General features: G+C 66.2%; 23 protein-coding genes and 1 pseudogene. 13 read left to right on the plus strand and 11 right to left on the minus strand.

Going from position 1 to position 24,864, the window contains the following annotated elements; translation table 11 throughout:
• The coding region (locus tag ACT4OC_RS09015; RefSeq protein WP_444838630.1) for a DUF2946 family protein at positions 1-348 on the minus strand (348 nt) is incomplete at its 3' end.
• Between the two features lie 287 nt (positions 349-635).
• Here ACT4OC_RS09015 and zigA point away from each other — a divergent pair.
• Complete coding sequence (gene zigA, locus ACT4OC_RS09020; protein ID WP_444838631.1) at positions 636-1,844, plus strand: zinc metallochaperone GTPase ZigA; 1,209 nt, start codon at positions 636-638, stop codon at positions 1,842-1,844.
• 23 nt (positions 1,845-1,867) lie between these two features.
• On the opposite strand, the gene ACT4OC_RS09025 is transcribed toward zigA, so the two are convergent.
• The 4 genes from ACT4OC_RS09025 to ACT4OC_RS09040 form a co-directional block, all read right to left on the minus strand.
• Positions 1,868-3,931 (minus strand): hypothetical protein, encoded by a 2,064-nt coding sequence (locus ACT4OC_RS09025; RefSeq protein WP_444838632.1) that lies wholly within the window; start codon positions 3,929-3,931, stop codon positions 1,868-1,870.
• Positions 3,932-4,094: 163 nt separating this feature from the next.
• Positions 4,095-6,902: a DUF4159 domain-containing protein gene (locus ACT4OC_RS09030; protein ID WP_444838633.1), complete on the minus strand. Its 2,808-nt coding sequence runs from the start codon at positions 6,900-6,902 to the stop codon at positions 4,095-4,097.
• Complete coding sequence (locus ACT4OC_RS09035; RefSeq protein ID WP_444838634.1) at positions 6,899-7,840, minus strand: DUF58 domain-containing protein; 942 nt, start codon at positions 7,838-7,840, stop codon at positions 6,899-6,901. The genes ACT4OC_RS09030 and ACT4OC_RS09035 overlap by 4 nt, the downstream gene beginning before the upstream one ends.
• On the minus strand, positions 7,840-8,835 hold the full coding sequence (locus tag ACT4OC_RS09040) for an AAA family ATPase (protein WP_444838635.1): 996 nt from the start codon (positions 8,833-8,835) through the stop codon (positions 7,840-7,842). Before ACT4OC_RS09040 ends, ACT4OC_RS09035 begins: the two co-directional genes overlap by 1 nt.
• A gap of 241 nt (positions 8,836-9,076) precedes the next feature.
• Between ACT4OC_RS09040 and ACT4OC_RS09045 the strand changes: the two genes are divergently transcribed.
• The 5 genes and pseudogenes from ACT4OC_RS09045 to ACT4OC_RS09065 all read left to right on the plus strand — a co-directional run.
• Positions 9,077-9,715, plus strand: coding sequence for a DUF1285 domain-containing protein (locus ACT4OC_RS09045; protein ID WP_444838636.1), 639 nt, complete (start codon positions 9,077-9,079; stop codon positions 9,713-9,715).
• Complete coding sequence (locus ACT4OC_RS09050) at positions 9,712-10,383, plus strand: CoA pyrophosphatase (RefSeq protein WP_444838637.1); 672 nt, start codon at positions 9,712-9,714, stop codon at positions 10,381-10,383. The genes ACT4OC_RS09045 and ACT4OC_RS09050 overlap by 4 nt, the downstream gene beginning before the upstream one ends.
• A complete protein-coding gene (locus ACT4OC_RS09055; RefSeq protein ID WP_444838638.1) occupies positions 10,380-10,658 on the plus strand; it encodes a DUF6111 family protein in 279 nt (92 codons plus the stop codon). Before ACT4OC_RS09050 ends, ACT4OC_RS09055 begins: the two co-directional genes overlap by 4 nt.
• Positions 10,655-11,908 carry a CCA tRNA nucleotidyltransferase gene (locus ACT4OC_RS09060; RefSeq protein ID WP_444838639.1) on the plus strand — a complete coding sequence of 418 codons (1,254 nt, stop codon included), beginning with the start codon at positions 10,655-10,657 and terminating at the stop codon, positions 11,906-11,908. The genes ACT4OC_RS09055 and ACT4OC_RS09060 overlap by 4 nt, the downstream gene beginning before the upstream one ends.
• A 7-nt stretch (positions 11,909-11,915) precedes the next feature.
• A pseudogene (locus ACT4OC_RS09065) lies at positions 11,916-12,122 on the plus strand (sulfite exporter TauE/SafE family protein); the annotation flags it as partial.
• Positions 12,123-12,167: 45 nt separating this feature from the next.
• On the opposite strand, the gene ACT4OC_RS09070 reads toward ACT4OC_RS09065, so the two are convergent.
• The 5 genes from ACT4OC_RS09070 to ACT4OC_RS09090 all read right to left on the minus strand — a co-directional run bounded on the left by ACT4OC_RS09070 (position 12,168) and on the right by ACT4OC_RS09090 (position 15,282).
• Positions 12,168-12,443: a YodC family protein gene (locus tag ACT4OC_RS09070; RefSeq protein WP_444838640.1), complete on the minus strand. Its 276-nt coding sequence runs from the start codon at positions 12,441-12,443 to the stop codon at positions 12,168-12,170.
• 63 nt (positions 12,444-12,506) lie between these two features.
• Entirely contained in the window at positions 12,507-13,211 is a 705-nt protein-coding gene (locus ACT4OC_RS09075) for an HAD family hydrolase (protein WP_444838652.1), read from the minus strand.
• A 17-nt stretch (positions 13,212-13,228) separates the two neighbouring features.
• A complete protein-coding gene (gene hemF / locus ACT4OC_RS09080) occupies positions 13,229-14,116 on the minus strand; it encodes an oxygen-dependent coproporphyrinogen oxidase (protein ID WP_444838641.1) in 888 nt (295 codons plus the stop codon).
• Positions 14,117-14,125: 9 nt separating this feature from the next.
• The gene (gene queE / locus ACT4OC_RS09085; RefSeq protein ID WP_444838642.1) at positions 14,126-14,758 is read right to left on the minus strand and encodes a 7-carboxy-7-deazaguanine synthase; all 633 of its coding nucleotides are present in this window, start codon (positions 14,756-14,758) and stop codon (positions 14,126-14,128) included.
• Positions 14,759-14,829: 71 nt separating this feature from the next.
• A complete protein-coding gene (locus tag ACT4OC_RS09090; protein WP_444838643.1) occupies positions 14,830-15,282 on the minus strand; it encodes a tRNA (cytidine(34)-2'-O)-methyltransferase in 453 nt (150 codons plus the stop codon).
• Positions 15,283-15,574: 292 nt separating this feature from the next.
• Here ACT4OC_RS09090 and petA point away from each other — a divergent pair, with 292 nt between their 5' ends.
• From petA to ACT4OC_RS09115, 5 genes are all read left to right on the plus strand, one after another.
• The gene (petA, locus tag ACT4OC_RS09095) at positions 15,575-16,105 is read left to right on the plus strand and encodes a ubiquinol-cytochrome c reductase iron-sulfur subunit (protein WP_444838644.1); all 531 of its coding nucleotides are present in this window, start codon (positions 15,575-15,577) and stop codon (positions 16,103-16,105) included.
• Positions 16,106-16,167: 62 nt separating this feature from the next.
• Complete coding sequence (locus tag ACT4OC_RS09100; RefSeq protein ID WP_444838645.1) at positions 16,168-18,231, plus strand: cytochrome c1; 2,064 nt, start codon at positions 16,168-16,170, stop codon at positions 18,229-18,231.
• A 280-nt stretch (positions 18,232-18,511) separates the two neighbouring features.
• The gene (locus ACT4OC_RS09105; protein ID WP_444838646.1) at positions 18,512-19,186 is read left to right on the plus strand and encodes a dienelactone hydrolase family protein; all 675 of its coding nucleotides are present in this window, start codon (positions 18,512-18,514) and stop codon (positions 19,184-19,186) included.
• A 151-nt stretch (positions 19,187-19,337) separates the two neighbouring features.
• The gene (locus ACT4OC_RS09110; RefSeq protein WP_444838647.1) at positions 19,338-20,240 is read left to right on the plus strand and encodes an NAD-dependent epimerase/dehydratase family protein; all 903 of its coding nucleotides are present in this window, start codon (positions 19,338-19,340) and stop codon (positions 20,238-20,240) included.
• A 3-nt stretch (positions 20,241-20,243) separates the two neighbouring features.
• Positions 20,244-20,417, plus strand: coding sequence for a hypothetical protein (locus ACT4OC_RS09115; RefSeq protein WP_444838648.1), 174 nt, complete (start codon positions 20,244-20,246; stop codon positions 20,415-20,417).
• A gap of 56 nt (positions 20,418-20,473) precedes the next feature.
• Here ACT4OC_RS09115 and ACT4OC_RS09120 read toward each other — a convergent pair whose 3' ends face one another.
• Positions 20,474-21,469, minus strand: a complete 996-nt coding sequence (locus ACT4OC_RS09120; RefSeq protein ID WP_444838649.1) for a VOC family protein — start codon at positions 21,467-21,469, stop codon at positions 20,474-20,476.
• A gap of 321 nt (positions 21,470-21,790) precedes the next feature.
• Here ACT4OC_RS09120 and ACT4OC_RS09125 point away from each other — a divergent pair, with 321 nt between their 5' ends.
• Both ACT4OC_RS09125 and ACT4OC_RS09130 read left to right on the plus strand, forming a co-directional pair.
• Positions 21,791-23,947, plus strand: a complete 2,157-nt coding sequence (locus ACT4OC_RS09125; protein ID WP_444838650.1) for an anthranilate synthase component I — start codon at positions 21,791-21,793, stop codon at positions 23,945-23,947.
• Positions 23,948-24,069: 122 nt separating this feature from the next.
• On the plus strand, positions 24,070-24,609 hold the full coding sequence (locus ACT4OC_RS09130) for an adenine phosphoribosyltransferase (RefSeq protein ID WP_444838651.1): 540 nt from the start codon (positions 24,070-24,072) through the stop codon (positions 24,607-24,609).
• The last annotated feature ends 255 nt before the right edge of the window (positions 24,610-24,864 follow it).

A 24,864-nucleotide genomic window follows, 5' to 3' on the forward strand; every position in this document is an offset into this window, starting at 1 on the left:
ATAGGCAAGCTCGGCGCCGGCCGGAGGCAAACGCAGTTCGATTGCGTCTGGCGTCTGCAACGCCGCCGGCGTTGCGAGCAAGATCTGGCTCGCCACCGACATGACCGCGCAGGTCGCGCACGGCTCACTCGACGGCTGCTTTTCATTGTGGCTTGCCGGCTGCGGCCTCTCGTGGGCTATGTCGGCGGCATCGTCCGCAATATGCGCGATATCGGCGAGGACCTGACTCGAGGGCGCCGCCTGCGCATCGTCGACGTGAAAATGCGCGAACGACAGCAAGAATTGCAGAGCGAGCGCAAACAGCGCGAGCCAGGTACTCTGCTTGAGGTTCTTACGGAACCAGGTCACGGGGTTTACACCCTTGGTTAGCCCTGCGGCATTCGGTCAGTCGATGTTACAATATAACATTTGGAAGCCGGCGGCATGTCAATTGCCGGGCTGACGGTCGGAGCCTGAACCCTCGATAATTCAACGAGGTGTGGAATTCGGGCAACACCGCCCCGTTGCGCAAGATCAGCCACTTGACCAGCGGCCGGAACAAGATGTTATGTTATAACATAACATAACGGCGACGGACTTCATGCGTCTTCCCTCCCGGTTAGGACCACGCGAACTGAAAAGGCGTTTCGATCTTCATGCGAAAACTCCCCGTCACCGTCTTGTCCGGCTTCCTCGGGGCTGGAAAAACCACTTTGCTCAATCATGTGCTGAACAATCGCCAGGGCCTGAAGGTGGCGGTGATCGTGAACGACATGAGCGAGGTCAACATCGATGCGGACCTCGTTCGCGATGGCGGTGCCAATCTCTCACGGACTGAAGAAAAACTGGTCGAAATGACCAACGGCTGCATCTGTTGCACCCTTCGCGACGATCTCTTGAGGGAGGTTCGGGCGCTCGCCGAGAGCGGCCGGTTCGACTATCTGCTGATCGAGTCCACCGGCATCGCCGAGCCGTTGCCCGTCGCCGCCACGTTCGATTTCCGCAATGAGACGGGCGACAGCCTGTCCGATGTCGCCGTTCTCGACACGATGGTCACCGTCGTCGATGCCGTGAACCTGTTCAAGGACTACGCGTCGACCGATTTCATAAGGGACCGCGGGGAATCGCTGGGCGAGAGTGACAGGAGGACTCTCGTGGACCTCCTGGTCGAACAGATCGAATTTGCTGACGTCGTCGTACTCAACAAGATTGCCGATGCTTCGCCGGCGCAACTGGGAGCCGCGCGCAAGATCGTGAGGGCGCTCAACCCCGAAGCCGATATCGTCGAGTGCAGCTTTGCCAGCGTGCCGTTCGACCGCATCCTCAACACCGGACGGTTCGATTTCGAACGGGCGCAACGACATCCGTTGTGGTTCAAGGAACTTTACGGCTTTGCCGGCCATACGCCCGAAACCGAGGAGTATGGCGTCACCAGCTTCGTATATCGCGCGCGCCGGCCGTTCGATCCGGAGAAATTTCACCGGTTCCTGCAGGAAACATGGGCGGGCGTCATTCGCGCGAAGGGGCATTTCTGGATTGCCACGCGCCCTCAATGGCTCGGCGAACTGAGCCAGGCGGGTTCGATCGTCCGAACCGAGGCTCTCGGCTTTTGGTGGGCCAGCGTCCCTGCCCAGCGCTGGCCGAACGATCCCGCGTGGCGTCGGTCGCTCGAAAGCAACTGGAACAGCCTGTACGGCGATCGCCGCCAGGAGCTCGTCTTCATCGGGACGGACATGAATCGGGACGCCCTGACGGCGCGACTCGATGCCTGTCTGGTGCCGGGCAGGCCGGGCATGCACGTCGAAGAATGGTCCAGGCTTCCCGATCCGTTTCCGCGATGGCGTCGCGCGGACGAGGTCGCTTAGAACCTCGACCTATTTCGCGTTCGTCAGCGCCCCTCGCGCAGCCAGGTCGCAGCGAAGGCGCCGAGCAGCAGCAACAGGCCGATCAGGCCGGCGAACACCGGCAGCACGCCGACGCCCTTGACCACACTGGCATCGCGCATCTTCACGCCCATCCAGCCGTCGCCGCGGAACACGCTCGCCGCGCGCACCGGCACGATGCGGGGCATGTCGAGGCTGCCGCCCTCGACCACGCGCCGTGCGTCGCCGCCGGTCGCCTGCGCCAGCGGTTTAAGCATGTCGGTGGTGGAGGTGACTTCGGAAAACTCCTTCGGATTGGTTGGACCGACGTTGATCAGCGCCTTCAGCGTGCCGTCGGTGGCCTGCCAGAGGCCGAGCTCGCCCGCCGGCAGCGTCGCGCGCCACTCGCCGGGCTCGGCGGCCGAGAGTGTCAATTCGCGCGTGGCGCCGCTCGGCGAGGTCACCGTGACCGGCGACACCGTATCGGACATGGTCTGCCGGATCACCGCGAGATCCTTGCCGGCAACCTGCAGCCGCAGCGCTTCCTCGTCCAGATCCGGCTGCTTCATCAGCCAGTGCGAAGTCCTGCGCAGCAAGTCGAGATGCGGCCCGCCGCCTTCATAGCCACGCGCCCACAGCCAGATGTGATCGGTGAGCAGGAGCGCCACGCGGCCCTCGCCGAAGCGCGACAGGAGCAGCAGCGGCTTGCCGTCGGCGCCGGTCATGACGGGTTGGCCGATAGTGTTGCGCGTATCGACGGAGCGGAAGAAGCGGCTCCAGCGCGGCGGCTCGCTGGCGGAACCTTCCAGCCCGCGCGTCACCGGGTGGCGTTTGCCGGCGTCGGAAAGGTGCGCGTGATACGGCTTCTCCGTCACGCCGACGGGTTCGGCCGGCAGCACCGTATCCAGCGGCGTCCGCCAGATGCTGGTGGTGGAGGCGTAGTCCGGGCCGGCCGACACCAGCACGGCGCCGCCGCCGCGCACATAGCGGGCGATATTGTCGAAATAGGCGATCGGCAGCACGCCTTGCCGGGCGTAGCGGTCGAAGATGATCAACTGGAAGTCGTTGATCCGCTGCTGGAACAGCTCGCGGGTCGGAAACGCGATCAGCGACAGCTCGTTGATCGGCGTGCCGTCCTGCTTCTCCGGCGGACGCAGGATGGTGAAATGTACCAGGCCGACGCTGGCATCGGACTTCAGAAGGTTGCGCCAGGTGCGCTCGCCGGAATGCGGCTCGCCCGAGACCAGCAGCACGCGCAGCTGGTCGCGCACGCCGTCGATCGCCACCACGGCGCGGTTGTTGACCAGCGTCAGCTCGTTGTCGAGCGGCGAGGCCTCGATTTCGACGATGTTGGAGCCGGCATGCTTGATGTCGACCTCGACATTGGCGGTCTGGCCGCTTTGCAGGCTGCGCTCGCTGATCACCTCGCCGTCGCGGCGCACGGTGATCCTGGCGCGCTCGCCGCGCACGCCCTGGTCGTCGAGGCGGTAGGTGATGGTCTGCGGCTGGCCGACGATGCCGAAGCGCGGCGCGGCCGAAATGGCGATACGACGATCGCGTTCGTCCTTGCGGCCGGTGATCAGGGCATGCACCGGTGCCTGGAAGCCGACCGCGCCGGCATTGGCGGGGATGTCGTGCACGCGGCCGTCGGTGATCAGGAAGGCGCCGGCGACGCGGTCGACCGGCACGTCCGACAGCGCCGAGGACAGCGCGCCGAACAGTTTCGTGCCATCGGTCTCGCCGTCGGCCTGGCCCGCTTCGACGACGCGCACTTCCAGGCCCTTTACCTTCTTGAGGGCATCGACGAGGGCTTCCTGCGCCTGCGCGGCCTCGCGCGTCCGGTTGCCGAAATTCTGGCTCGGGCTCTTGTCGATCACCACGGCGGCGACGGAAGTCAGCGGCTCGCGGTCCTCACGGGTGAAGGAGGGGTTGGCGAGCGCGAGCAGCACCAGCGCCAGCGCCAGCACGCGCACCGCCGCGCCGCGCGAGCGGCCGAGCAGCAGAAATGCGCCGATGACCACGATCGCGGCGAGCGCGATCCACAGCACGATCGTCGGCACGAGAGGGGTGAACGCGATACCGTACTGCATTACGCGAGGCCCTCTCGATCGTCATGGCCGGGCTTGACCCGGCCATCCACGGCTTGAAGCACGGCAAGGAAGACGTGGATGCCGGGGACATGTGCGCGAAGGCGCGCTTTGCGCTTTTGCCCGGGCATGACGCTGTTGTTGTGGCGAGCGGCGGCACACATGATCACTGTCCCAGCCGTTCGATCAGCGCCGGCACGTGCACCTGGTCGGCCTTGTAGTTGCCGGTCAGCGTGTACATCACGATGTTGACGCCGGCGCGGAAGGCGAATTCGCGCTGGCGCATGTCACCGCCGGAGACCGGCAGCATCGGCTGGCCGTCGGGGCGCAGCGCCCAGGCGCCGGCAAGATCGTTGGAGGTGATGATGATCGGCGAGACGCCGTCGCCGCCATGCGCCGGCCGCGAGGCCGCCTCGTCATCCTCATTGCGCGGCAGCGTCTCCACCCAGGTCTGGCCGGTGGTGTAGCGGCCGGGGAAATCGCGCAGCAGGTAGAACGTCTTGGTCAGCACATGCTCGCGCGGCACCGGCTCGAGCTCGGGCACGTCAAGCGAAGACAGGATGTTGCGCAACGCCATCATGCCCGGCGTCTGCGAGCTGCCGTTCTCGCCGGGCGGCGCTTCGAGGGCATCGCGGGTATCGAACACCACCGTGCCGCCCTGCTTCATGTAGGCGTCGATTCGATTGAGAGTGTCCTGCGACGGCCTTGGCGCGTCCGGCATCACCGGCCAGTAGATCAGCGGGAAGAACGCAAGCTCGTCGCTCGCGGGATCGACGCCGATGGGATCGCCGGCCTCCAGTGCCGTGCGCTGGGCAAGGAACAGCGTGAGTCCGGACATGCCGGCCTTGACGATGGCGTCGACGTCCGCGTTCCCCGTCACGACATAGGCAAGGCGCGTCTGCGACACCGCACGCAGGGCAAAATCGTCCTTGCTGTCGGCGCGCACCTGCGAAGGCGTCGATGTCGTCAATGCGAAGACCAGCGCCAGCGCGAGCGAGGCGGATGCCGGGCGCCAGCGCCGCAGCAGCGCCGCCAGGCCGGCGCCGAGCAGCGCCACGATCACGGCATCGACCAGGAACAGCGCCAGCGCGGAGGCGAGCAGCATGCCGCGCAAGTCGCGCGGCTCGGCATTGGTGTAGGTTGCCCGTTGCGCACGCAGGATAGACGTATCGAGCGCGGCCAGGCGGTCGGCGCTCGCGAGCGTATTGACCGCGATCGGGCCTTCGGCCGGGCCGTAGAGACCGGGCGGATGATCCGGCGTCGCGCGGTCGCGATAATCCGCCCGCATCGGTTTTGCGCTCGAGGGCGGCGGGCCGAAGGTTCCGAAGCCGTCGAGCGTGCGCAGGGGCGCGACCATTTCCACCGCGCCTTCGCCGGCGACGCCTGCGCCTGGCGTCGACGTATAGCCGGACATGTCGACGATCCGTCGCAGCATTTCGACGAAGCTGCCGGACATCGGCAGGTCGGACCAGCGCATGTCGGCGCCGACATGGAAGAGGGAAACCACGCCCTTGGCCCGCCGCTCGCCGGTGACCAGCGGCGTGCCGTCTTCCAGGATCGCCCAGGTCTTCGCCGCGAGCGCCGCATCCGGCTCGGCCAGCACCTGGCGGTTGACGGTGATGTCCTTCGGCACGGCGAGGCCGGCGAACGGCCCTTCGGCGGCAAAGGTGGACAGATGCTGCGGCTTCTCCCAGGTCAGGCTGCCGCCGAGGGTGCGGCCGCCGCGGCGCAGCTTCACCGGCACGAGGTCGTCGTCCGCCTGCGCCAGGCGCGGGCCGGCGAAGCGCACCAGCACGCCGCCCTGTTCGATCCAGGCGTTGAGGCGCTCGCGGATTTCCGGCGACAGCGTGCCGACATCGGCCATCACGATCATCGGCAGCTTCTGGTCGAGGAACTGGGCGACCGCCTGTTGCGGCGAGCCGCGCTCGCCGAGCCGAACGTCGGCAAAGGGCGAGAGCGCGCGGGCGAGGTAGAAGTTCGCGGCGAGCAGCGGCTGCGCGGTGTCGCTGGTCGCGCCCGAGACCACGCCGACGGCGCGGCGGCGCCAGCGCTTGTCGAGCAGCTGCACGGCGCCCGCGGAGCGTTCCCCCGCGATCTCCAGCCGCGCGATGTCGTTGCGCAGCTCGACCGGCAGATCGAAGGAAGCATCGGTCTCGCGATCGCCGTCCTTGAAGTTGAAGCGCGCTTCGCCGACCGGCGAGCCCTTGGCGTCGACGGCGCGCACGGTGCCGACGGCGGCCCCGCCTGCGGGGCGCAACACCTTCACGACCATCTTCGCCGCGGCGTTCTCGGCTGCCGCCAGCGCCAGCGGCGCCGGCGCGCCCTCGAAGATAGTCAGCGCGCGCTCGCCGATCGCCTTGGACAGGCTTTCCACGAACTCGCTGCCGCGGCCGGTATCGGTGCCGTCGCTGAGCCAGGCGATCTCCGCGTCGCCAGTGGCCTTCAGGAACCGCTCGATCGCCGGCAGTGTCTCGACGCGCTCGGCCGACCAGGGCTTTGGCGAGAACTGGCGCAGCGCCACGCGCGCATTGCCCGCCGGCATCAGCGTGATGTCGCGCTGCGGCTCGGAAAGCGCAACCAGCGCCACGCCGCGCCGGTCGTTGTCGGCCTTCGCGATCAGCTCGTCGGCGGCCTTGATGCGGGTCTCCCAGCTCGCCGCCGAGCTCCAGCCGTCGTCGAGCAGGATCACGAGCGGCGCATTGCCGGCGCCGAGCCCGGTTGCCGGATTCCAGATCGGGCCCGCGGCGGCGGCGATCAAGAGCGCGGCGGCGGCAAGCCGGATTGCCGTCAGCCACCAAGGCGTGCGCGAGGGCGTCTCTTCCTTCGGCGCGATGTCGAACAGCAGCTTGGTCGGCGGGAATTCAATGCGGCGCGGGCGCGGCGGCATCACCCGGAGCAGCCACCACAGCAGCGGCAGGCTGAGCAGCCCCAGCAGCAGCAACGGTTGGGCAAAGGTGAGGGGCAGGCCCATCATGCGCTTCGCCCCGCTTTCACGTTGGTCCGCTGGCCGCCCTTGTTCACCATCAAGCCGCCATGCAGGAACAACAGCAGCTCCGCCGCCGAGCGGCTGGTGGTGTGGGTGGAGAACAGCCAGTCAAGCTTGTTGGTTTCGGCGCGGATTTCGTCGCGGTGCAGCGCAACGCGCGCGACGTAGTCGTTCATCCAGCTTTCGGCGCGGCCGGCGGTGATGACCTCACCGCCCTCGGGCTCGACGAATTCGATCCGGCCGGAATACGGGAAGGTTTCCTCGGCGGGATCGACGACCTGGATCAGCGTGCCATGCGCGCCCGAGGAAGACAGCCCCGCCAGCATGGTCCTGATATCGGCTATCGGCGACCAGAAATCCGAAAGCACCACGATCTCGGCCAGCGCCGACGGCACGAAGGCCGGCGGCAGGCTGAGCCGCGTCGCATCGTCATGCAGCATCGCCTGCGCCATCCTGTCGATCACGTTGTTGCTGGCGGTCGGATTCATCAGTCCGGGAACGCCGACACGCTCACCGCCGGCGACCAGCAATTCGGCCAGCGCAAAGGCGACGATCAAACCGCGCTCCAGCTTGCTGTCGCGCGCATCGCGCGAGGCAAAGGCCATCGAGGGCGAGCGGTCGGGCCAGATCCAGACGGTGTGCGAGGCTTCCCATTCCTGCTCGCGGACATAGAGGTGGTCGTCGCGCGCCGAGCGCCGCCAGTCGACCCGGGCGGCGGGCTCGCCGGAAACGAAGCGGCGGTACTGCCAGAAATTCTCGCCGGTGCCGGCTCGGCGGCGGCCGTGCAGGCCGTGGATCACGTTGGCGGCGATGCGGCGGGCTTCAAGGACGAGGCGCGGCAGCGATGCGGCGAGCGTGCGGCTTTCGCCATCGGCGCGTCGGATTGCTGTGATCTCCAGAGCCTCGTTCTTGTCGGGTGCGGCCATCAACCGATCCGCGTCTTCAACTGCCTGATCACGTCGGGGACGGTGCGTCCCTCGGCGCGCGCCGTGAACGTCAGCGCCATGCGGTGCTTGAGCACGGGCTCGGCGAGGTCGATCACGTCGTCGACCGACGGCGCGAGCCGGCCATCGAGCAGCGCCCGCGCGCGCACCGCGAGCATCAGCGACTGGCTGGCACGGGGGCCGGGGCCCCAGGCAATCAGCTTTTCGCCTTCCTCGCTCGGGCGCGCGGCGCGCACCAGGGACAATATCGCCTCGACCACGGAATCGCCGACCGGCAGGCGCCGCACCAGGCGCTGGGCCGCGAGCAGCGCCTCGGCATCCATCGATGCCTTGGCCAGCGTCTCTTCCGCGCCGGTGGTCTCGAACAGGATGCGCCGCTCGGCGTCGCGATCGGGATAGTCGACGTCGATCTCCATCAGGAAGCGGTCGAGCTGTGCCTCGGGCAGGGGATAGGTGCCTTCCTGCTCCAGCGGGTTTTGCGTCGCCAGCACATGGAAAGGTTTCGGCAGGTCATGCCGCGCGCCTGCAACGGTGATGTGCTGTTCCTGCATGGCTTGCAGCAACGCCGACTGGGTGCGCGGGCTGGCGCGGTTGATTTCGTCGGCCATCAGCAGCTGTGCGAAAACGGGGCCGGCGATGAAGCGGAAGGAGCGCTTTCCGGTGCTGCTCTCGTCCAGCACCTCGGCGCCCAGAATGTCCGATGGCATCAGGTCGGGCGTGAACTGGATGCGCTTGGCATCGAGGCCCAGCGTGACGCCGAGCGTGTCGACCAGCTTGGTCTTGGCAAGGCCCGGCACACCGATCAGGAGCGCGTGTCCCCCGGAAAGGATCGTCACCAGCGTGTTTTCGATGACGCGGTCCTGGCCGAAAATGACGGTGGAAATCGCCTCTTTGGCCGCGCGGATCTGGGCGGAAACCTGCTCGGCGGAGCGGACGATGCCGTCCTCGAGCTTTTCGACGCTTTCTGAACCTGCCATTCCAGTCGGCTCCTTTGCAGCTTACTTGTCGAATGGAAGCGCCATCCGCTGTGTCGTCATGTCATGGACCTCACGCTAAACCTATGCGAAGGCCATGTATTTGTTGAATTAAACTATCCCCACATTATCGGTTTGGGGATATGAACGGCATCACGTTGTGGCGAGAATGTTTATCTCACCAAGCCAACTCGGACGTGCACCAATCGTGCCAAATCGGCTGATCAAAGCTTTGGGGTAAACCATGGCGAACCAAGGGCAAACCAACCAGGGGCAAACCGACCAAGGGCAAGCCCGAAGCAATCTCGAAGGGCTGACCGTCGCTGCGCGCGACGCAACCAACGCCACGCCTGCCGGGCGGGGCCTGCCGCCGGTGCATCTGTGGAACCCGCCGTTCTGCGGCGAACTCGACATGCGAATCGCCAGCGATGGTACGTGGTTCTACATGGGAACGCCAATCGGCCGCCCCGCGCTGGTGCGGCTGTTCTCGACCATCCTCAAGCGCGAGAACGGCAAGCACTTTCTGGTGACGCCGGTCGAGAAGGTCGGCATCCGGGTCGATGATGCGCCCTTCATGGCCGTAGAAATGCGGGTCGAGCACGACGCGCGCGGCCGGCTCTTGCGCTTCCGCACCAATGTCGACGACTGGGTAGTGTGCGAGGCGGGCCATGGCCTGCGCTTCGAGCGGGCGGCCGACGGCGGGCTGACGCCCTATCTGCACGTCCGCGCCGACCTCTGGGCCAAAGTCACCCGTGCGCTCTACTACGATCTGGTTGACATGGGCGAGGAGCGGATGATCGATGGTGAGGAAATGTTCGGGGTCGAATCCGGCGGCGAGTTCTTTGCGATGGCCGACGCGGAGCAGGTGAGGAACGCGCGTTGAGCGAACAGGTGCTGCAGGCGAGGCCCGCGACCGTCGACGCGGAGGAGTTCTTCAGCCGCTCGCGCGCGCGGCTCGGTTTCGATGTGCCGCCGGGGCTGATCGATCCGAACATCGTTCCGCGCACCGGCGATTCCGGCAACGATCGCATGCTGGAGATCGTGGCGCAGGAGCAGCCGGTGCGGCCCGCCGCGGTCTTGATCCCCGTCGTCGATCATCCCGAGCCGACCGTCTTGCTGACGCAGCGTACGGAGCATCTGAGCAGCCATGCCGGACAGATCGCCTTCCCCGGCGGCAAGATCGATGCCGGCGATGCCTCGCCGATGGATGCTGCGCTTCGCGAGGCGGACGAGGAGGTGGGCCTGAAGCGCGAGTTCATCGAGCCGATCGGCTATCTGGACGTTTACGGCACCGCCTTCGGCTTCCGCATCCTGCCCACGGTCGCCAGGGTGAAGCCCGGTTTCAAGCTGACCATCAACGAATACGAGGTGGTCGATGCCTTCGAGGTGCCGCTCGCCTTCCTGATGAACCCGGAGAACCACCAGATCCACACCAAGGAATTCCGCGGCATCGACCGTTCCTACTACGCCATGCCGTTCGCCGAGCGCTACATCTGGGGCGCCACCGCCGGAATCCTGCGTGTGCTCTACGAGCGGATCTATCTCGCATGATCCGTCCGGTCCTGACCGAAATCGGAATTTTCCTGATCCCCTTTGCGGTCTATGCGGCGTTCCTGATCGCAACGCGCTCCGGCGTTTTCATCCAATCCTCCTGGCCGCTGCCCCTCGTCGCCAAGCTGACGCTGGGCTCGCTGCTGCTCGTCATCGTCAGCTTCATCTTCCTTGCCGAATTCGCCGGCGCGCCGCCGGGCTCGACCTACGAGCCCGCCCACCTGGAAGGCGGCAGGCTCGTGCCCGGCGCCGAAAGACCGGGGCCTGCGAAATGACCGAGGCGCGGGTGCTCGGCCATGCGCCGTGGCTGAAGTCCGGCCCTGCGAGGCGCGTGCTGGCGCTGCTCAACGGCGGCGGCGAGGAGGCGCGCGTGATCGGCGGCGCCGTGCGCAATGCGCTGCTCGGCCTTGCCGTCGCCGATATCGACATCGCCACCACGGCGCTGCCGGAAGAGGTGATCCGCCGCGCGGAAAGCGCCGGCATCAAGAGCGTGCCGACCGGCATCGAGCACGGCACGGTGACGCTGGTGGTCGACAAGCATCCCTTCGAGGTCACCACGCTGCGCGAGGACACCGAGACCTTCGGCCGCAAGGCCAGGGTCGCGTTCGGCCGCGACTGGATGCGCGACGCCGAGCGGCGCGACTTCACCATCAACGGCCTGTCGGTCGACGCCGCAGGCGTCGTGCACGATTACGTCGGCGGCCTTGCCGACATCGCCGAGCGGCGCGTGCGCTTCATCGGCGATGCGGCCCAGCGCATCGCGGAAGATTACCTGCGCATCCTTCGCTTCTTCCGCATCCACGCGGCCTATGGCGCGGGCGAGGTGGATCGGGCCGGCTATCTCGCCTGCGTCAGTGGCCGTGCCGGCATGGCGAACCTGTCGGCCGAGCGCGTGCGCATGGAAATGCTGAAGCTGATGGTAGCCCCTGGCGCGGCGGGCTCGATCGCGGCGATGGGCGATTGCGGCCTGCTGCAGCAGATCGTCGGCGGCGTCGCCTATACCGGGCCGCTCGCTGCGATGATCGAAGTCGAGCGGATGCTCGGCCTGCCGGCGGATGCCATGCGCCGCCTCGCCGCGCTCGCGGTCGCCGTCACCGAGGACGCATACCGCATAGCCGCGCGGTTGCGGCTGTCGAATGCGGAAGCCAAGGCGCTCGATTCCATGGCGCATTGCTGGTGGCGCCTTGCCGGCATGGACGAGCCGGCCGCCAGGCGCGCGCTCTATCGCCTCGGCGCTGCGGCCTATCGCGACCGCCTGATGCTGGCCTGGGCGCGGGCAGGGGGGGTCGATGCCGCCGACTGGCGGCGAATGGCCGATCTGCCGCAGCGCTGGACCGCGCCGAAATTCCCGCTTCGAGCCGCGGACTTCATCTCGCGCGGCATCGCCGAGGGACCCGCGCTCGGCCATGTCATGACCATGGCGGAAGACGCCTGGCTCGCCGCCGGCCTTCCGCTGGAGGCAGAAGCGGTTGCTTCGATCGCCGACCAGACGGTGGCGCGTTTCGCCCGCGACCACCGGCTGTGAACATCCTCTCATCAAGATTTCGGTGTTCGGGACGGCGGGCGCCGTCACCGCGCAGGTGCTGGCCTTTGCCGTGCTGATCGGCGCCGTCGCATTGCCCGGGGCGTTTCTGGCAAAGGCGTTCGTGGAGCGGATGCCCGTGCACATCCACACGGCGATCCTCGACGTCGTGGTGATCGCAGGCGGCGTTATGATGATCGGCGCGGCGCTGCGTTGATTGTCGCGATGCCGCCGCAAGCGGGCGGCATCGCCGGCAAGGTCTTCAGGCGCGCTTCTTCTTCTTGCGCGGCTCTTCCTCGTCGTCCTCTTCGTCTTCTTCCTCTTCCTCTTCCTCTTCCTCTTCCTCTTCCTCCTCGTCGTCGTCATCCTCCTCGTCGGCGTCGGCGAGTTCGAGCACGGCGAGCGGGAGGGTTTCGCGGAACAAATCGCCTTCCAGGCCCATCCACAGGCACGCGGCGGAATCCTCGTGCACTTCCGCCACCGTCAGCAGATGACCGCCGGATTTCAGCGTGACGACGTCGCCGGGTTTCAGTTCCATGAAGCGCCTCCGAACTTTGATGAGAGATTCGGGAGGTTAGCGCGCGGCCATGACGCAAATGCGTCACTTCGGCAGCAATTCCGCGAGCGAGCGGATGATGCGGTCGGGCTTGATGATGGAGCCCGGCGGCAATCCGTCGCCATGCACGTCCATCCAGATCGCGTAGATGCCGAGCCGCTGCGGCGCTTCGACTTCCCATTCGAGGTTGTCGCCGATCATCCAGGTGTCTTCGGCGCCGACGCCGAGCGCGTCCATCGCATGGAGATAGGCGCGCTCCTCCGGCTTGCCGAAACCGTGCTCGCCCTCGATCTGGATGTGGTGGAAGCGGTGCGCGAGCTCGAAGCGCTCGACCTTGGCGCGCTGGGTATCGGCCGCGCCATTGGTGACCAGCGCGAGCTTGACGCCGAGCGAGCGCAACTCGTCGATCGCATCATGTGCGCCCGGGAAGATGAACATCTCTTCCTCGCGGTACTCCGTAAAGCGATCGGCGATGCGGATGGCGAGATCGGCGGGAAGCGGCGGATGACCGGCTGCGGCCAGCGCGTCGAATCCGCCCTGCACCGAGATCCGCCGGGCCTCGCCCAGCTTGAGCCGCCAGGCCGGCTCGGCGGTCGACCAGAAGTTTCGCGCAAAGCTCAGCACTGCGGCGGCGATTGCCGTTGGCGGTAGCGGCGCCAGCTCATCGGCGAATTCGGCGGCAATGTGGTGCCAGGCGATCTCCGGCCGGCCATAGGCCGACAGGATGGTGTCGTCCATGTCGATCAGCATGGCGCGCGGCAGTTTCGTCACGGCCACTTCACCTCCGGCGGCATGGAAGAGAGGATGGAATCGACGTTGCCGCCGGTTTTCAGGCCGAAGATGGTGCCGCGGTCGTAGAGCAGGTTGAATTCGACGTAGCGGCCGCGGCGGATCAACTGCTCCTCGCGGTCTTCAGCCGTCCAGGGCGTCGAGAAATTGCGCCGCACCAGCTCGGGATAGACCTTCAGAAAGGCGCGACCGACCTCCTGCGTAAAGACCAGGTCGGCTTCCCAGTCGCCGCTGTCGTGCCAGTCGTAGAAGATGCCGCCGATGCCACGCGGCTCGTTCCGGTGCGGCAGGTAGAAATATTCGTCGCACCACTTCTTGTATTTGTCGTAGTCGGCAACGCCGTTCGGCCCGCTGCAGGCCTCCTTCATCGCCGCATGGAAGGCCAGCGTGTCGGCGTCTTCCTGGGTGCGGCGGCGGTCGAGCACGGGCGTCAAGTCCGCGCCGCCGCCGAACCACGCTTTCGTCGTGACGACGAAGCGCGTGTTCATGTGCACCGCCGGCACGTGCGGATTTTTCATGTGCGCGATCAGCGAGATGCCGGAGGCCCAGAAGCGCGGATCGTCGGAGGCGCCGGGAATCTGTCCGCGGAATTCGGGGGCGAACTCGCCGTGCACGGTCGAGCAGTGCACGCCGACCTTTTCGAACAGGCGCCCGCGCATGACAGACATCACCCCGCCGCCGCCCTTGGCGCCGGTGTGGTCGGTGCGCTCCCACGGCGTGCGCACGAAGCGGCCGGCCTCGCCGGGATAGAGCGGGGAGGTCGCCTCGTCCTCGAGCTTCTCGAACGCCGCACAGATCTGGTCGCGCAAGGCCTCGAACCAGCTCCGCGCCCGTGCCTTGCGTTGTTCGATGAGGGATACGTCCATTGCGCCGTTCTACCTGATCCCGAGCGTCTTGTGCGTCTGCAGGCTGAGGCGCCACTGCGGGTGGCGCAGGCAATAGTCGATGGCGCACTCGGTGTTCTGCGCCACGTTCGGTCCGTCCATCGGTTGCAGCGAGAAGCGCTCGAAGTCGAGCGCGGCGAATTGCTCCGGCCGCGCGCCTTCCTGCGGATAGACCAGCTTCAATTCATGCCCGCGCTTGAGCACGAGCTCGGCGCCGGCCTTGGGGCTGACGCAGATCCAGTCCATGCCATCAGGCGGAATAATCGTGCCGTTGGTCTCCAGCGCCACCGCAAAACCGCGCGCATGCAGCGCGTCGACCAGCGCCTGGTCGACCTGCAACAGCGGCTCGCCGCCGGTCAGCACGACATAACGGCCCGCATCCTCGCCGGTCCATTGCGCAGCGATGGTGTCGGCGAGTTCGTCCGTGCTCGTAAAACGGCCGCCCAGCGTGCCGTCGGTGCCGACGAAATCGGTGTCGCAGAACCGGCAGGTTGCTTTCGCGCGGTCTTCCTCGCGGCCGCTCCAGAGGTTGCAGCCGGAGAATCGGCAAAACACCGCCGCTCGCCCGGCATGGGCGCCTTCGCCCTGCAGGGTGAGGAAGATCTCCTTGACCGCGTAGCTCACCAACCCTCCTCTCGGATCAATGTCTCTTTGCGCATGATCTTGCCGGAAAACCGGTGCCCACTTTTCCGGGATCATGCGCCCCGTGTCTGCCGCAGCGCTTCGCCAACGGCCATGGCCGCCGCCATCGCGACATTGAGCGAGCGCAGTCCCGGCTTGATGGGGATGAGCAGCCGCGCATCGGCGGCCGCCAATACCTCGTCGGTCACGCCCATGGACTCGCGTCCGAATAAGAGGATATCGGCTGGTTCGTAGGCGTAATCAAGATAGGAACCGGCCCCTCGGGTGGTGAACAGCAGCAGGCGGTGGCCGAGGCCTCGCCGCCATTGCTCGAATTTCGGCCAGGAATCGTGGCGGGTCAGCCGCACCCGGTCGAGATAGTCCATCCCGGCCCTTCGGAAGGCCCGGTCGGAGGTCGCAAAGCCCGCCGGCTCGATGATGTGGGCGGCGACGTCCAGGCAGGCGCAGAGCCGCAGAATCGTGCCGGTATTTTGGGGGATATCCGGTTGGTAAAGCGCGATCTGCATGCGTGCCGGGCCTCCGAAAGCCCCGCTGAAATGTCCGAACAAATCGCGCCCTTGCGCGGAATTAGTGCATTGCACGTTTGCGAGCGGATAGCGGGCTTGCGCTCGCCCGGCAAGGGTGCCAATAGAACGATTCTGGACTGGCTGTTCTGCCCGTGGGGCGCGGAAAAAGCGGTCTTTCTGCCGCCGCGGGGCACGCGGGCGCCGGCAGACCTCCCAGCGGGTTTGGACGATCCTCGTCTGGACGACCCCTAGGGCGGTTCCACCGGCAGCAGCTTGGAAAGGGTTAGGGATCGTGACGACAGCGTCTTCGGCGGATCATCCGACACGCCGTGATTTCCTTTTTGTTGCAACGGGCGCCGTCGCCGGCGTCGGCGCGGTGGCCACCGCCTGGCCGTTCATCTCCCAGATGAACCCGGACGCCTCGACGATTGCGGCCGGCGCGCCGATCGAAGTCGACCTGACCCCGATCGCCGAAGGGCAGGACATCAAGGTATTCTGGCGCGGCAAGCCGATCTACATCAGCCACCGCACCAAGAAGCAGGTCGAGGAAGCGCAGAACACGCCGCTCAAGGATTTGCCCGATCCGGAGACCGACCAGCAGCGCACCAAGCCGGGCCACGAGCGGTGGCTGGTCGTGGTCGGCATCTGCACCCATCTCGGCTGCATCCCGATCGCGCATGAAGGCAGCTACGACGGCTTCTTCTGCCCCTGCCACGGCTCGGTGTACGACACCTCCGGCCGCATCCGTCAGGGCCCGGCACCGACGAACCTGCCGGTGCCGCCCTACGCATTTCTCACCGACACCAAAATCCAGATCGGCTGAGGCCCCGGACCCCTCCGGGACCTCGCGCCGTCGCGTCGATTTACTTCCTCAGGATCGCATCAATGAGCGGACCATCCGATTTCCAGCCGAACCATCCCGCCTTGAAGTGGATCGAGCGGCGCCTGCCCATCATGGGGCTAATGCATTCCTCGTTCGTGGCCTATCCGACGCCGCGTAACCTGAACTACTGGTGGACCTTCGGCGCCATCCTTTCGATGATGCTGGGCGTGCAGATCCTGACCGGCGTCGTCCTGGCGATGCACTACACGCCGAACGCCGATCTCGCCTTCAAGTCGGTGGAGCTGATCGTCCGCGACGTCAATTACGGCTGGCTGCTCCGCAACATGCACGCGGTCGGCGCGTCAATGTTCTTCTTCGCCGTCTACGTCCACATGTTCCGCGGCCTCTATTACGGGTCGTACAAGGAGCCGCGCGAGGTGCTGTGGATCCTCGGCGTGATCATTTACCTTCTGATGATGGCGACCGGCTTCATGGGCTACGTGCTGCCGTGGGGCCAGATGAGCTTCTGGGGCGCCACCGTCATCACCAACCTGTTCTCCGCCATTCCCTATGTCGGCGATTCCATCGTGACGCTGCTGTGGGGCGGCTACGCCGTCGGCAACCCGACGCTGAGCCGCTTCTTCTCGCTGCACTACCTGTTGCCCTTCGTGATCGCCGGCGTGGTCGTGCTGCACGTCTGGGCGCTGCATGTCGCGGGCCAGAACAACCCCGACGGGGTCGAGCCGAAGACCGAAAAGGACACCGTGCCGTTCACGCCGCACGCCACCATGAAGGACTTCTTCGGCGTGTCCTGCTTCATGCTGCTCTACGCCTGGTTCATCTTCTACATGCCGAACTATCTCGGCGAGGCCGACAACTACATCCCGGCCAACCCGGCCGTGACCCCGACGCACATCGTGCCCGAATGGTACTACCTGCCGTTCTACGCGATCCTGCGCTCGATCCCGAACAAGCTCGCAGGCGTGGTGGCGATGTTCGCGGCGATCGTCGTGCTCGCCTTCCTGCCCTGGCTCGACACCGCCAGGACCAAGTCGTCGAAGTACCGTCCGCTCGCCAAGCAGTTCTTCTGGATCTTCGTGGTGGTCTGCATCCTGCTCGGCTATCTCGGCGCCCAGCCGCCGGAAGGCATCTATGTGATCGCCGGCCGCATCCTCACCGTGCTGTACTTTGCCTACTTCCTGATCCTGCTGCCGCTGCTCAGCCGGATCGAGAGGCCGCGTCCGGTGCCGAACTCGATTTCGGACGCCGTGCTGGCGAAGAGCGGCAAGGCCGCCTCCGTCGCCCTCGCGTTCCTGGTCGCCGGCGGCCTCTTGATCGGCGGCGCGCACAATGCCCGCGCCGAGGATGCCCATGGCGTCTCGCCGCCCGGCAACAAGTGGTCGTTCGCCGGCCCCGTCGGCACCTTCGACCGCGCCGCGTTGCAGCGCGGCCTCAAGGTCTACAAGGAAGTCTGCGCCTCCTGCCACGGCCTGTCGTATGTTGCCTTCCGCAACCTCGCCGATCCCGGTGGCCCCGGTTACTCGGCGGCACAGGCGGCGGCCTTTGCGGCAGAATACAAGGTAAAGGACGGTCCGAACGATGCCGGCGACATGTTCGAGCGGCCCGGCCGCCCGGCGGACTATTTCCCCTCGCCGTTCCCGAACGAGCAGGCGGCCCGCGCGGCCAACGGCGGCGCAGCCCCGCCGGATCTGTCGCTGATTGCCAAGGCGCGCACCTACAAGCGCGGCTTCCCCTGGTTCGTGTTCGACGCGTTCACGCAGTACCAGGAGCAAGGCCCGGACTATCTCGTGGCTCTCCTGCAGGGCTACCAGGACAAACCGCCGGCCGGCTTCAACCTGCCGGAAGGCTCCTACTACAACACCTACTTCCCGGGCCACGCCATCAAGATGCCGAACCCGCTCAACGACGGTCAGGTGACCTATGACGACGGCTCGCCGGCGACCGTTGCGCAATACGCCAAGGACGTCACCCATTTCCTGATGTGGACCGCCGAGCCGCACATGGAAGCGCGCAAGCGCCTCGGCCTGCAGGTCTTCGTGTTCCTGATCCTGCTCTCGGGGCTTCTGTACTTCACCAAGAAGAAGGTCTGGGCCAGCGCGCACTGAGGCCGACCGCAACGTCATGATTTCGGAAAAGCCCCTTCGGGGGCTTTTTTGTTACCGCTCTCGCGTCCCGGACGCGGTGCCGCGTGCAACGCTGCTCCGCAGAGCCGGGACCCACATTTTCTTCGCGCGATCGGGATGGGCCCCGGATGCAGCGCACCACGCCGCAATTGCGGCGCGCTGCGCTGCATCCGGGGCACGAGGCCGGCGTTGCTTCCTTCCGCTTCCCCCGCCAAAATGGCCGCAAGCATCACGGCCAATAACCAGCTCTCGGAGGAACCCCATGGGCACCCAGATCACCTTCAAGCGTCCGGACGGCAAGGAAGCCGCGGGCTATCTCGCCAATGCCGCACGCGGCAATGCGCCCGGCGTTGTCGTGATCCAGGAATGGTGGGGGCTGCAGGACCAGATCAAGGGTATGTGCGACCGCTTTGCGGCGGCCGGCTTCGACGCCCTGGCGCCCGATCTCTACAGCGGCGTGGTGGTGCCGTATCACGACACCGACGCCGCCAACAAGCAGATGACCTCGCTCGATTTCATGGACGCCACCACGCAGAGCGTGCGCGGCGCCGTGCAATACCTGGCGCGTAACGGCGCCAAGGTGGGCCTCACCGGCTTCTGCATGGGCGGTGCGGTCACCGTCATCGGCGCGGCCAAAATCCCGGAGTTGACGGCAGGCGTCGTGTTCTATGGCATCCCGCCGGAACAGGCCGCAAAACCCGGCGATGTCAGGATTCCCCTGCAGGCGCATTTCGCCAACAAGGACGATTGGTGCACGCCGGCCGCGGTCGATGCGTGGGAGAAGGCGATGAAGGCCGCCGGCAAGGCGCTCGAGCTCCATCGCTACGACGCCGAGCACGGCTTCGCCAACGAGCAGCGGATGGCCGTGCACGACCGCCAGTGCGCCGAGCTCGCCTGGGGCAGGGCGACGGAGTATTTCAGGAAGCATTTGGGGTAGGCTGGAGAGCCTTTTTCCGTCATTGCGAGGAGCGATAGCGACGAAGCAATCCATGTTTCCGCTTGCGGCGCGATGGATTGCTTCGCGGAGCCTGTCATCCGGCGGCGCTTCGCGCCGACCGGGTGGCTCGCAGTGACGGCGGCGGTCAGCGATGAAAATCTTCTGCACGGGCGCATCGGGCTACATCGGAGGGTCCGTCGCCGCGACGCTCGCGGCGAACGGCCATCAGGTCACCGGCCTCGTTCGCTCGGCCGAGAAGGCCGATGACGTGCGCGCGTTCGGCATCGCGCCTGTCATGGGCACGCTGGACAACGCGCAAATTCTTGCGAGTGCCGCGCGGGCGGCCGACGTCGTCGTCAACGCCGCCAGCGCCGACCACAAGGGCGCCGTCGTTGCCTTGCTCGATGCGCTCGCCGGCAGCGGCAAGGCCTTCATCCACACTTCGGGTTCGAGCATCGTCGGCACGCGCGCCAAGGGCGAGCGCTCCGACGATATTTTTGACGAGGACACCCCGATCACGCCGTCGCCCGCGCGTGTCGCCCGGGTCGAGCTCAACCACTTCATCCTCGGCGCCCACGACCGGGACTGCCGCCCCGTCATCATCTGCCCGAGCCTGATCTACGGCATCGGCCACGGGGCAGGGCGCGACAGCGTGCAGGTGCCGCTGCTGATCAATCTCGCAAAGAAGCGCGGCAACGCCGCCCATGCCGGCCCCGGCGAAAACATCTGGTCCAATGTGCACATCGACGATCTCGTCCAGCTCTATGTTTACGCGATCGAGAAGGCCCCGGCCGGCGCCTTCTACTTCGCCGAGAATGGCGAGAACTCGATGCGCGAGGCGTGCGAGTCCGTCAACCGCATCCTCGGCTACGCCGGTCCGCCGTCGGCGCTGACCATGCAGGAGGCTGCCGCCGAATGGGGCGAAGGCACCGCCGAGGACACCATGGCCTCCAACAGCCGCGTCCGCGCCAAACGCGCGCGCGCCGAACTCGGTTGGTTGCCGCAGGCGAGGGGACTGACCGAGGAGATCGAGCGCGGCTGTTATCGGGAGTAGGCTATGACGAACGACTTTGCAGATGCCATCGCAAGAATGCGCAATGACGCAGGCGAGTTGTTGGTGGTGCCCGAGGAACACCGCGCGGCAGTGCTCGAAGGCCTTGGACAAGCCGAGCGTGGCGAATTCGCGAGTGATGATGAAATGGCGCAGCTCTGGAAGAAGTGCGGATTATGATTGCGGTCGTCCCTGCGAACGCATGCGAACGCAGGGACGACAGCTGTGATGCCGCGCTAGCTCTGCCTCACCCCGTCCCACCACGGGCACGTCCCCGCCATCAGCTTGTAATTCCCCTCCATCACCTGCACTGGCGCGCGCTTGCCTTCGCGCGCCGCATTCATCCGCATCTCGCGGGCGACCGCGCGGTCTTCCGGCGCCAGCCAGACGCGGTCGTGGCCCCACAGGCTCGGCCCGTCGAACATCTCGACTGCCTGCCACCTCTCGGTATCGATCTCGCGGCCGCCCCAGCCGCATTCGATCATGAAGGAGGAGGGCGACTTGCAGTAGAACGAGGTCATGAAATCGTTGGTGTGACGGCCTAGCGTGACACCGACGCGATCTTCCAATTGCGCGATGTCGTAGGCCTGGCCGACATCGTCGAGCGAAAACAGTTCAACCATCAGATGATGCATGCCGCTCGTGCCGGTCTCGATCAGCGCCAGCGAATGGTGCCGCGGATTGACGTGGAAGAAATACGCACGGAACGGCTTTGTGATGTAGTCGCTGAGGCCAAAGCCGAGCAGGTTCACGTAGAACGCCATCATGGGCTCGATGTTCTCGACCGTAAGCACGGCGTGTCCGAGCCCGAGCGGGCCGGTGCGGAAGCCGGAGATGTTGCGGCCGGGCCGGAACGGCGCGTCGTCGACCTCGGCGCCGTAGAACGCCTCCAGCCGGTTGCCGGCGGGATCGGAAAACGAGATCAGCCGCCGCACCCGTCGTGAATCGGCCAGCGCCTGCGGCTCCGATGTGACCGCAGCGCCCACCGCCTCCAGCCTCGCCGCCAGCGCATCCAGCGCGGCGGCGTCCGCCACCTCCCAGCCGAAGAAGCGCGTGCCGTTGCCGAGCGCGCGGTCGATCAGGATGCGCTGCTTGCGATCGTCCATCCGGAAGGCGAGCAAATTGTTGCCGCGCTCCACCGCCTGCAGGCCGACGAGGCCGGTGCCGAACTGCCGCCAGTCGTCCAGCGCATCCGAGCCGAAGCCGGCATATCCCAATCCCTGCACTGCCATGGGCATCTCCCTGTGTCCCGGCCGTTGATCCGCCGGTTCGCAGGACAAAGCTTAAGGGTATTTCGGGCGCTTTAAAGCCCCGGATTGCCGCCGAAAGCGGCGCCCTGTGGCCGCCCGTCCCTTGACACGGCCCGTTACCGATGGTGAGTAGCCTCCATGAGCACCGTGACCATCCCGTCCCGTCGTTGGTGGCGCACCTTGTAAAAGGTGGCCGGTGCGATTGCATTTTCATAAATCGTCAGGGGTCGCCAACTCGGGTTCGGCGGCCTTCTCGTTTGTCCTGTGTGGCGCTCTCTTCCAGAAGTTTCGTAAGAGGATGACATGAACAGGACCGTATTCTCGCTGCCCGACAGAAGCGAATTCCGCACCGCGAGCGGGCTTGCGATCGTGCGGCTGTCCGAGCAGTTCACCGGCGATGCAAGGCGGCTCGACGACCTGATCAACCTCCTGGATCGCCGCCGCGGCGTGGTGCTGTCATCAGGCACAACGGTGCCCGGCCGCTACGAAAGCTTCGACCTCGGCTTTGCCGATCCGCCGCTGGTGCTGGAATCCACGGGCACCAAATTCTCTCTGTCGGCGTTGAACCCGCGCGGCGAGGTGCTGATCGCCTTCATCGCCGACGTGCTGCGCGAGCCCTGCGTCGTCATCGATGAGAAGAGCGCCACGCGCCTTGCCGGCCATATCGTCCGCGGCGAAGCCCCGATGGAGGAGGACCAGCGCACCCGCCGCGCCAGCGTGATGTCGCTGGTGCGCGACCTGATCGCGGCCTTCTCCTGCAATGACGATCCCATGCTCGGTCTCTACGGCGCCTTCGCCTACGACCTCGTATTCCAGATCGAGGACCTCGTACAGAAGCGGGCGCGCGAGGCCGACCAGCGCGACATCGTGCTCTATGTGCCGGACCGCCTGCTGGCCTACGACCGCGCCACCGGCCGGGGCGTGGTGCTGTCTTATGAATTCTCCTGGAACGGCAAGTCCACCGCCGGCCTGCCTCATGACACCGCGGAAAGTGCCTACAGGAAATCGCCGCGCCAGGGTTTTGCCGACCACGCCCCCGGCGAGTACCAGGCGACGGTGGAAGTGGCGCGCGCGGCGTTCGCCCGCGGCGATCTGTTCGAGGCCGTGCCCGGGCAGCTCTTCGCCGAGCCCTGCGAGCGCTCGCCGGCGGAAGTGTTTCAGCGGCTCTGCATCATCAACCCGTCGCCCTATGGCGCGCTGATGAATCTCGGCGACGGCGAATTCCTGGTCTCGGCCTCGCCCGAAATGTTCGTGCGCTCCGACGGCCGCCGCGTGGAAACCTGCCCGATCTCCGGTACCATCGCGCGCGGCGCCGACGCCATCGGCGATGCCGAGCAGATCCGCCAGCTCCTCAATTCGGAGAAGGACGAGTTCGAACTCAACATGTGCACCGACGTCGACCGCAACGACAAGGCGCGCATCTGCGTGCCCGGCACGATCAAGGTGCTGGCGCGGCGGCAGATCGAGACCTATTCGAAGCTGTTCCACACTGTCGACCATGTCGAGGGCATGCTGCGGCCGGGATTCGACTCGCTCGATGCCTTCCTCACCCACGCCTGGGCCGTCACCGTCACCGGCGCGCCAAAGCTGTGGGCGATGCAGTTCGTCGAGGACCACGAGCGCTCGCCGCGGCGTTGGTATGCGGGCGCCATTGGCGCGGTCAATTTCGACGGCAGCATCAACACGGGGCTGACCATCCGCACCATCCGGATGAAAGATGGTCTTGCTGAGGTGCGCGTCGGCGCCACCTGTCTTTTTGACTCCGAGCCTGCGGCCGAAGACCGCGAATGCCAGGTCAAGGCCGCAGCCCTGTTCCAGGCGCTGCGCGGCGACGCGCCGAAGCCGCTGTCGAGCATCGCGCCCGATGCCACCGGCTCCGGCAAGAAGGTGCTGCTGATCGACCACGACGACAGCTTCGTGCACATGCTGGCGGATTACTTCCGGCAGGTCGGCGCCAGCGTCACCGTGGTGCGCCACGTCCATGCACAGGAAATGCTGAAGCGGAAATGGGACCTGCTGGTGCTGTCGCCCGGCCCGGGCCGGCCGGAGGATTTCGGCATCTCCAGGACCATCGATACCGCGATCGGCCAGAAGCTGCCGATCTTCGGCGTGTGCCTCGGCGTACAGGCGATCGGCGAATATTTCGGCGGCACGCTCGGCCAGCTCGGCCAGCCTGCGCACGGACGGCCCTCGCGCGTGCAAAACCGCGGCGGCAAGCTGATGCACAATTTGCCGAACGAGATCGTGATCGGCCGTTACCATTCGCTCTATGTCGAGCGCGACAGCGTGCCCGACGTGCTCACGGTCACCGCGACCACCGAGGACGGCGTCGCGATGGCGATCGAGCACAAGACGCTTCCGGTCGGCGGCGTGCAATTCCATCCGGAATCGCTGATGTCGCTCGGCGGGGAAGTCGGTTTGCGGATCGTGGAGAATGCGTTCCGGCTCAAGTTGAATTGAAGAGGTATCCGTCATTGCGAGCGAAGCGAAGCAATCCAGCTTTGCTAAAACAAGTAAGCTGGATTGCTTCGTCGCTTCGCTCCTCGCAATGACGGAGTGATTGGCAAGAGGGCAGAGACACAATGACGTTCGAGCACGACCTGAAAGCGACCGTTCGCACCATCCCGGACTATCCCAAGAAGGGCATCATGTTCCGGGACATCACCACGCTGCTCGGCGAGCCGCGCGCCTTCCGCCGTGCGGTCGACGAGCTGGTGCAGCCATGGGCGGGCCTCAAGATCGACAAGGTCGCCGGCATCGAGGCGCGCGGCTTCATCCTCGGCGGCGCGGTGGCGCATCAGGTCTCCGCCGGCTTCGTGCCGATCCGCAAGAAGGGCAAACTGCCGCACACCACCGTGCGCATCGCGTACTCCCTGGAATACGGCATCGACGAGATGGAAATGCACGAAGACGCCATCAAGCCAGGCGAACGCGTCATCTTGGTCGACGACCTCATCGCCACCGGCGGCACCGCGGAAGGCGCCGTGAAGCTGCTGCGCCAGATCGGCGCCAACGTGCTCGCCGCCTGCTTCATCATCGATCTCCCCGAGCTCGGCGGCGCCGACAAGCTGCGCAAGCTCGACGTCCCCGTGCGCACGCTGATCTCGTTCGAGGGGCATTGAGGCCGGGGCGTCACACGCGCTCTACGGCTGATTGAGAACTGAATCGGCGAACTCGGTTTACCTCGCCCCGCTTGCGGGGAGAGGTCGGATCGCAACGTGAGATGCGATCCGGGTGCGGGGGACTCTCCGCGAGTCCCCTTTAGCGCCGAATATGTGGAAGCAGCCCCTCACCCCAACCCTCTCCCCGCGAAGAGCGGGGAGAGGGAGCGCGCTCACCGCTGCAGAATCAGCTTCAGCTCCAGGTCGCGGAAGCTC

Source organism: Bradyrhizobium sp., assembly GCF_052389815.1.
In the GTDB taxonomy this organism is placed as follows: Bacteria; Pseudomonadota; Alphaproteobacteria; order Rhizobiales; family Xanthobacteraceae; genus Bradyrhizobium.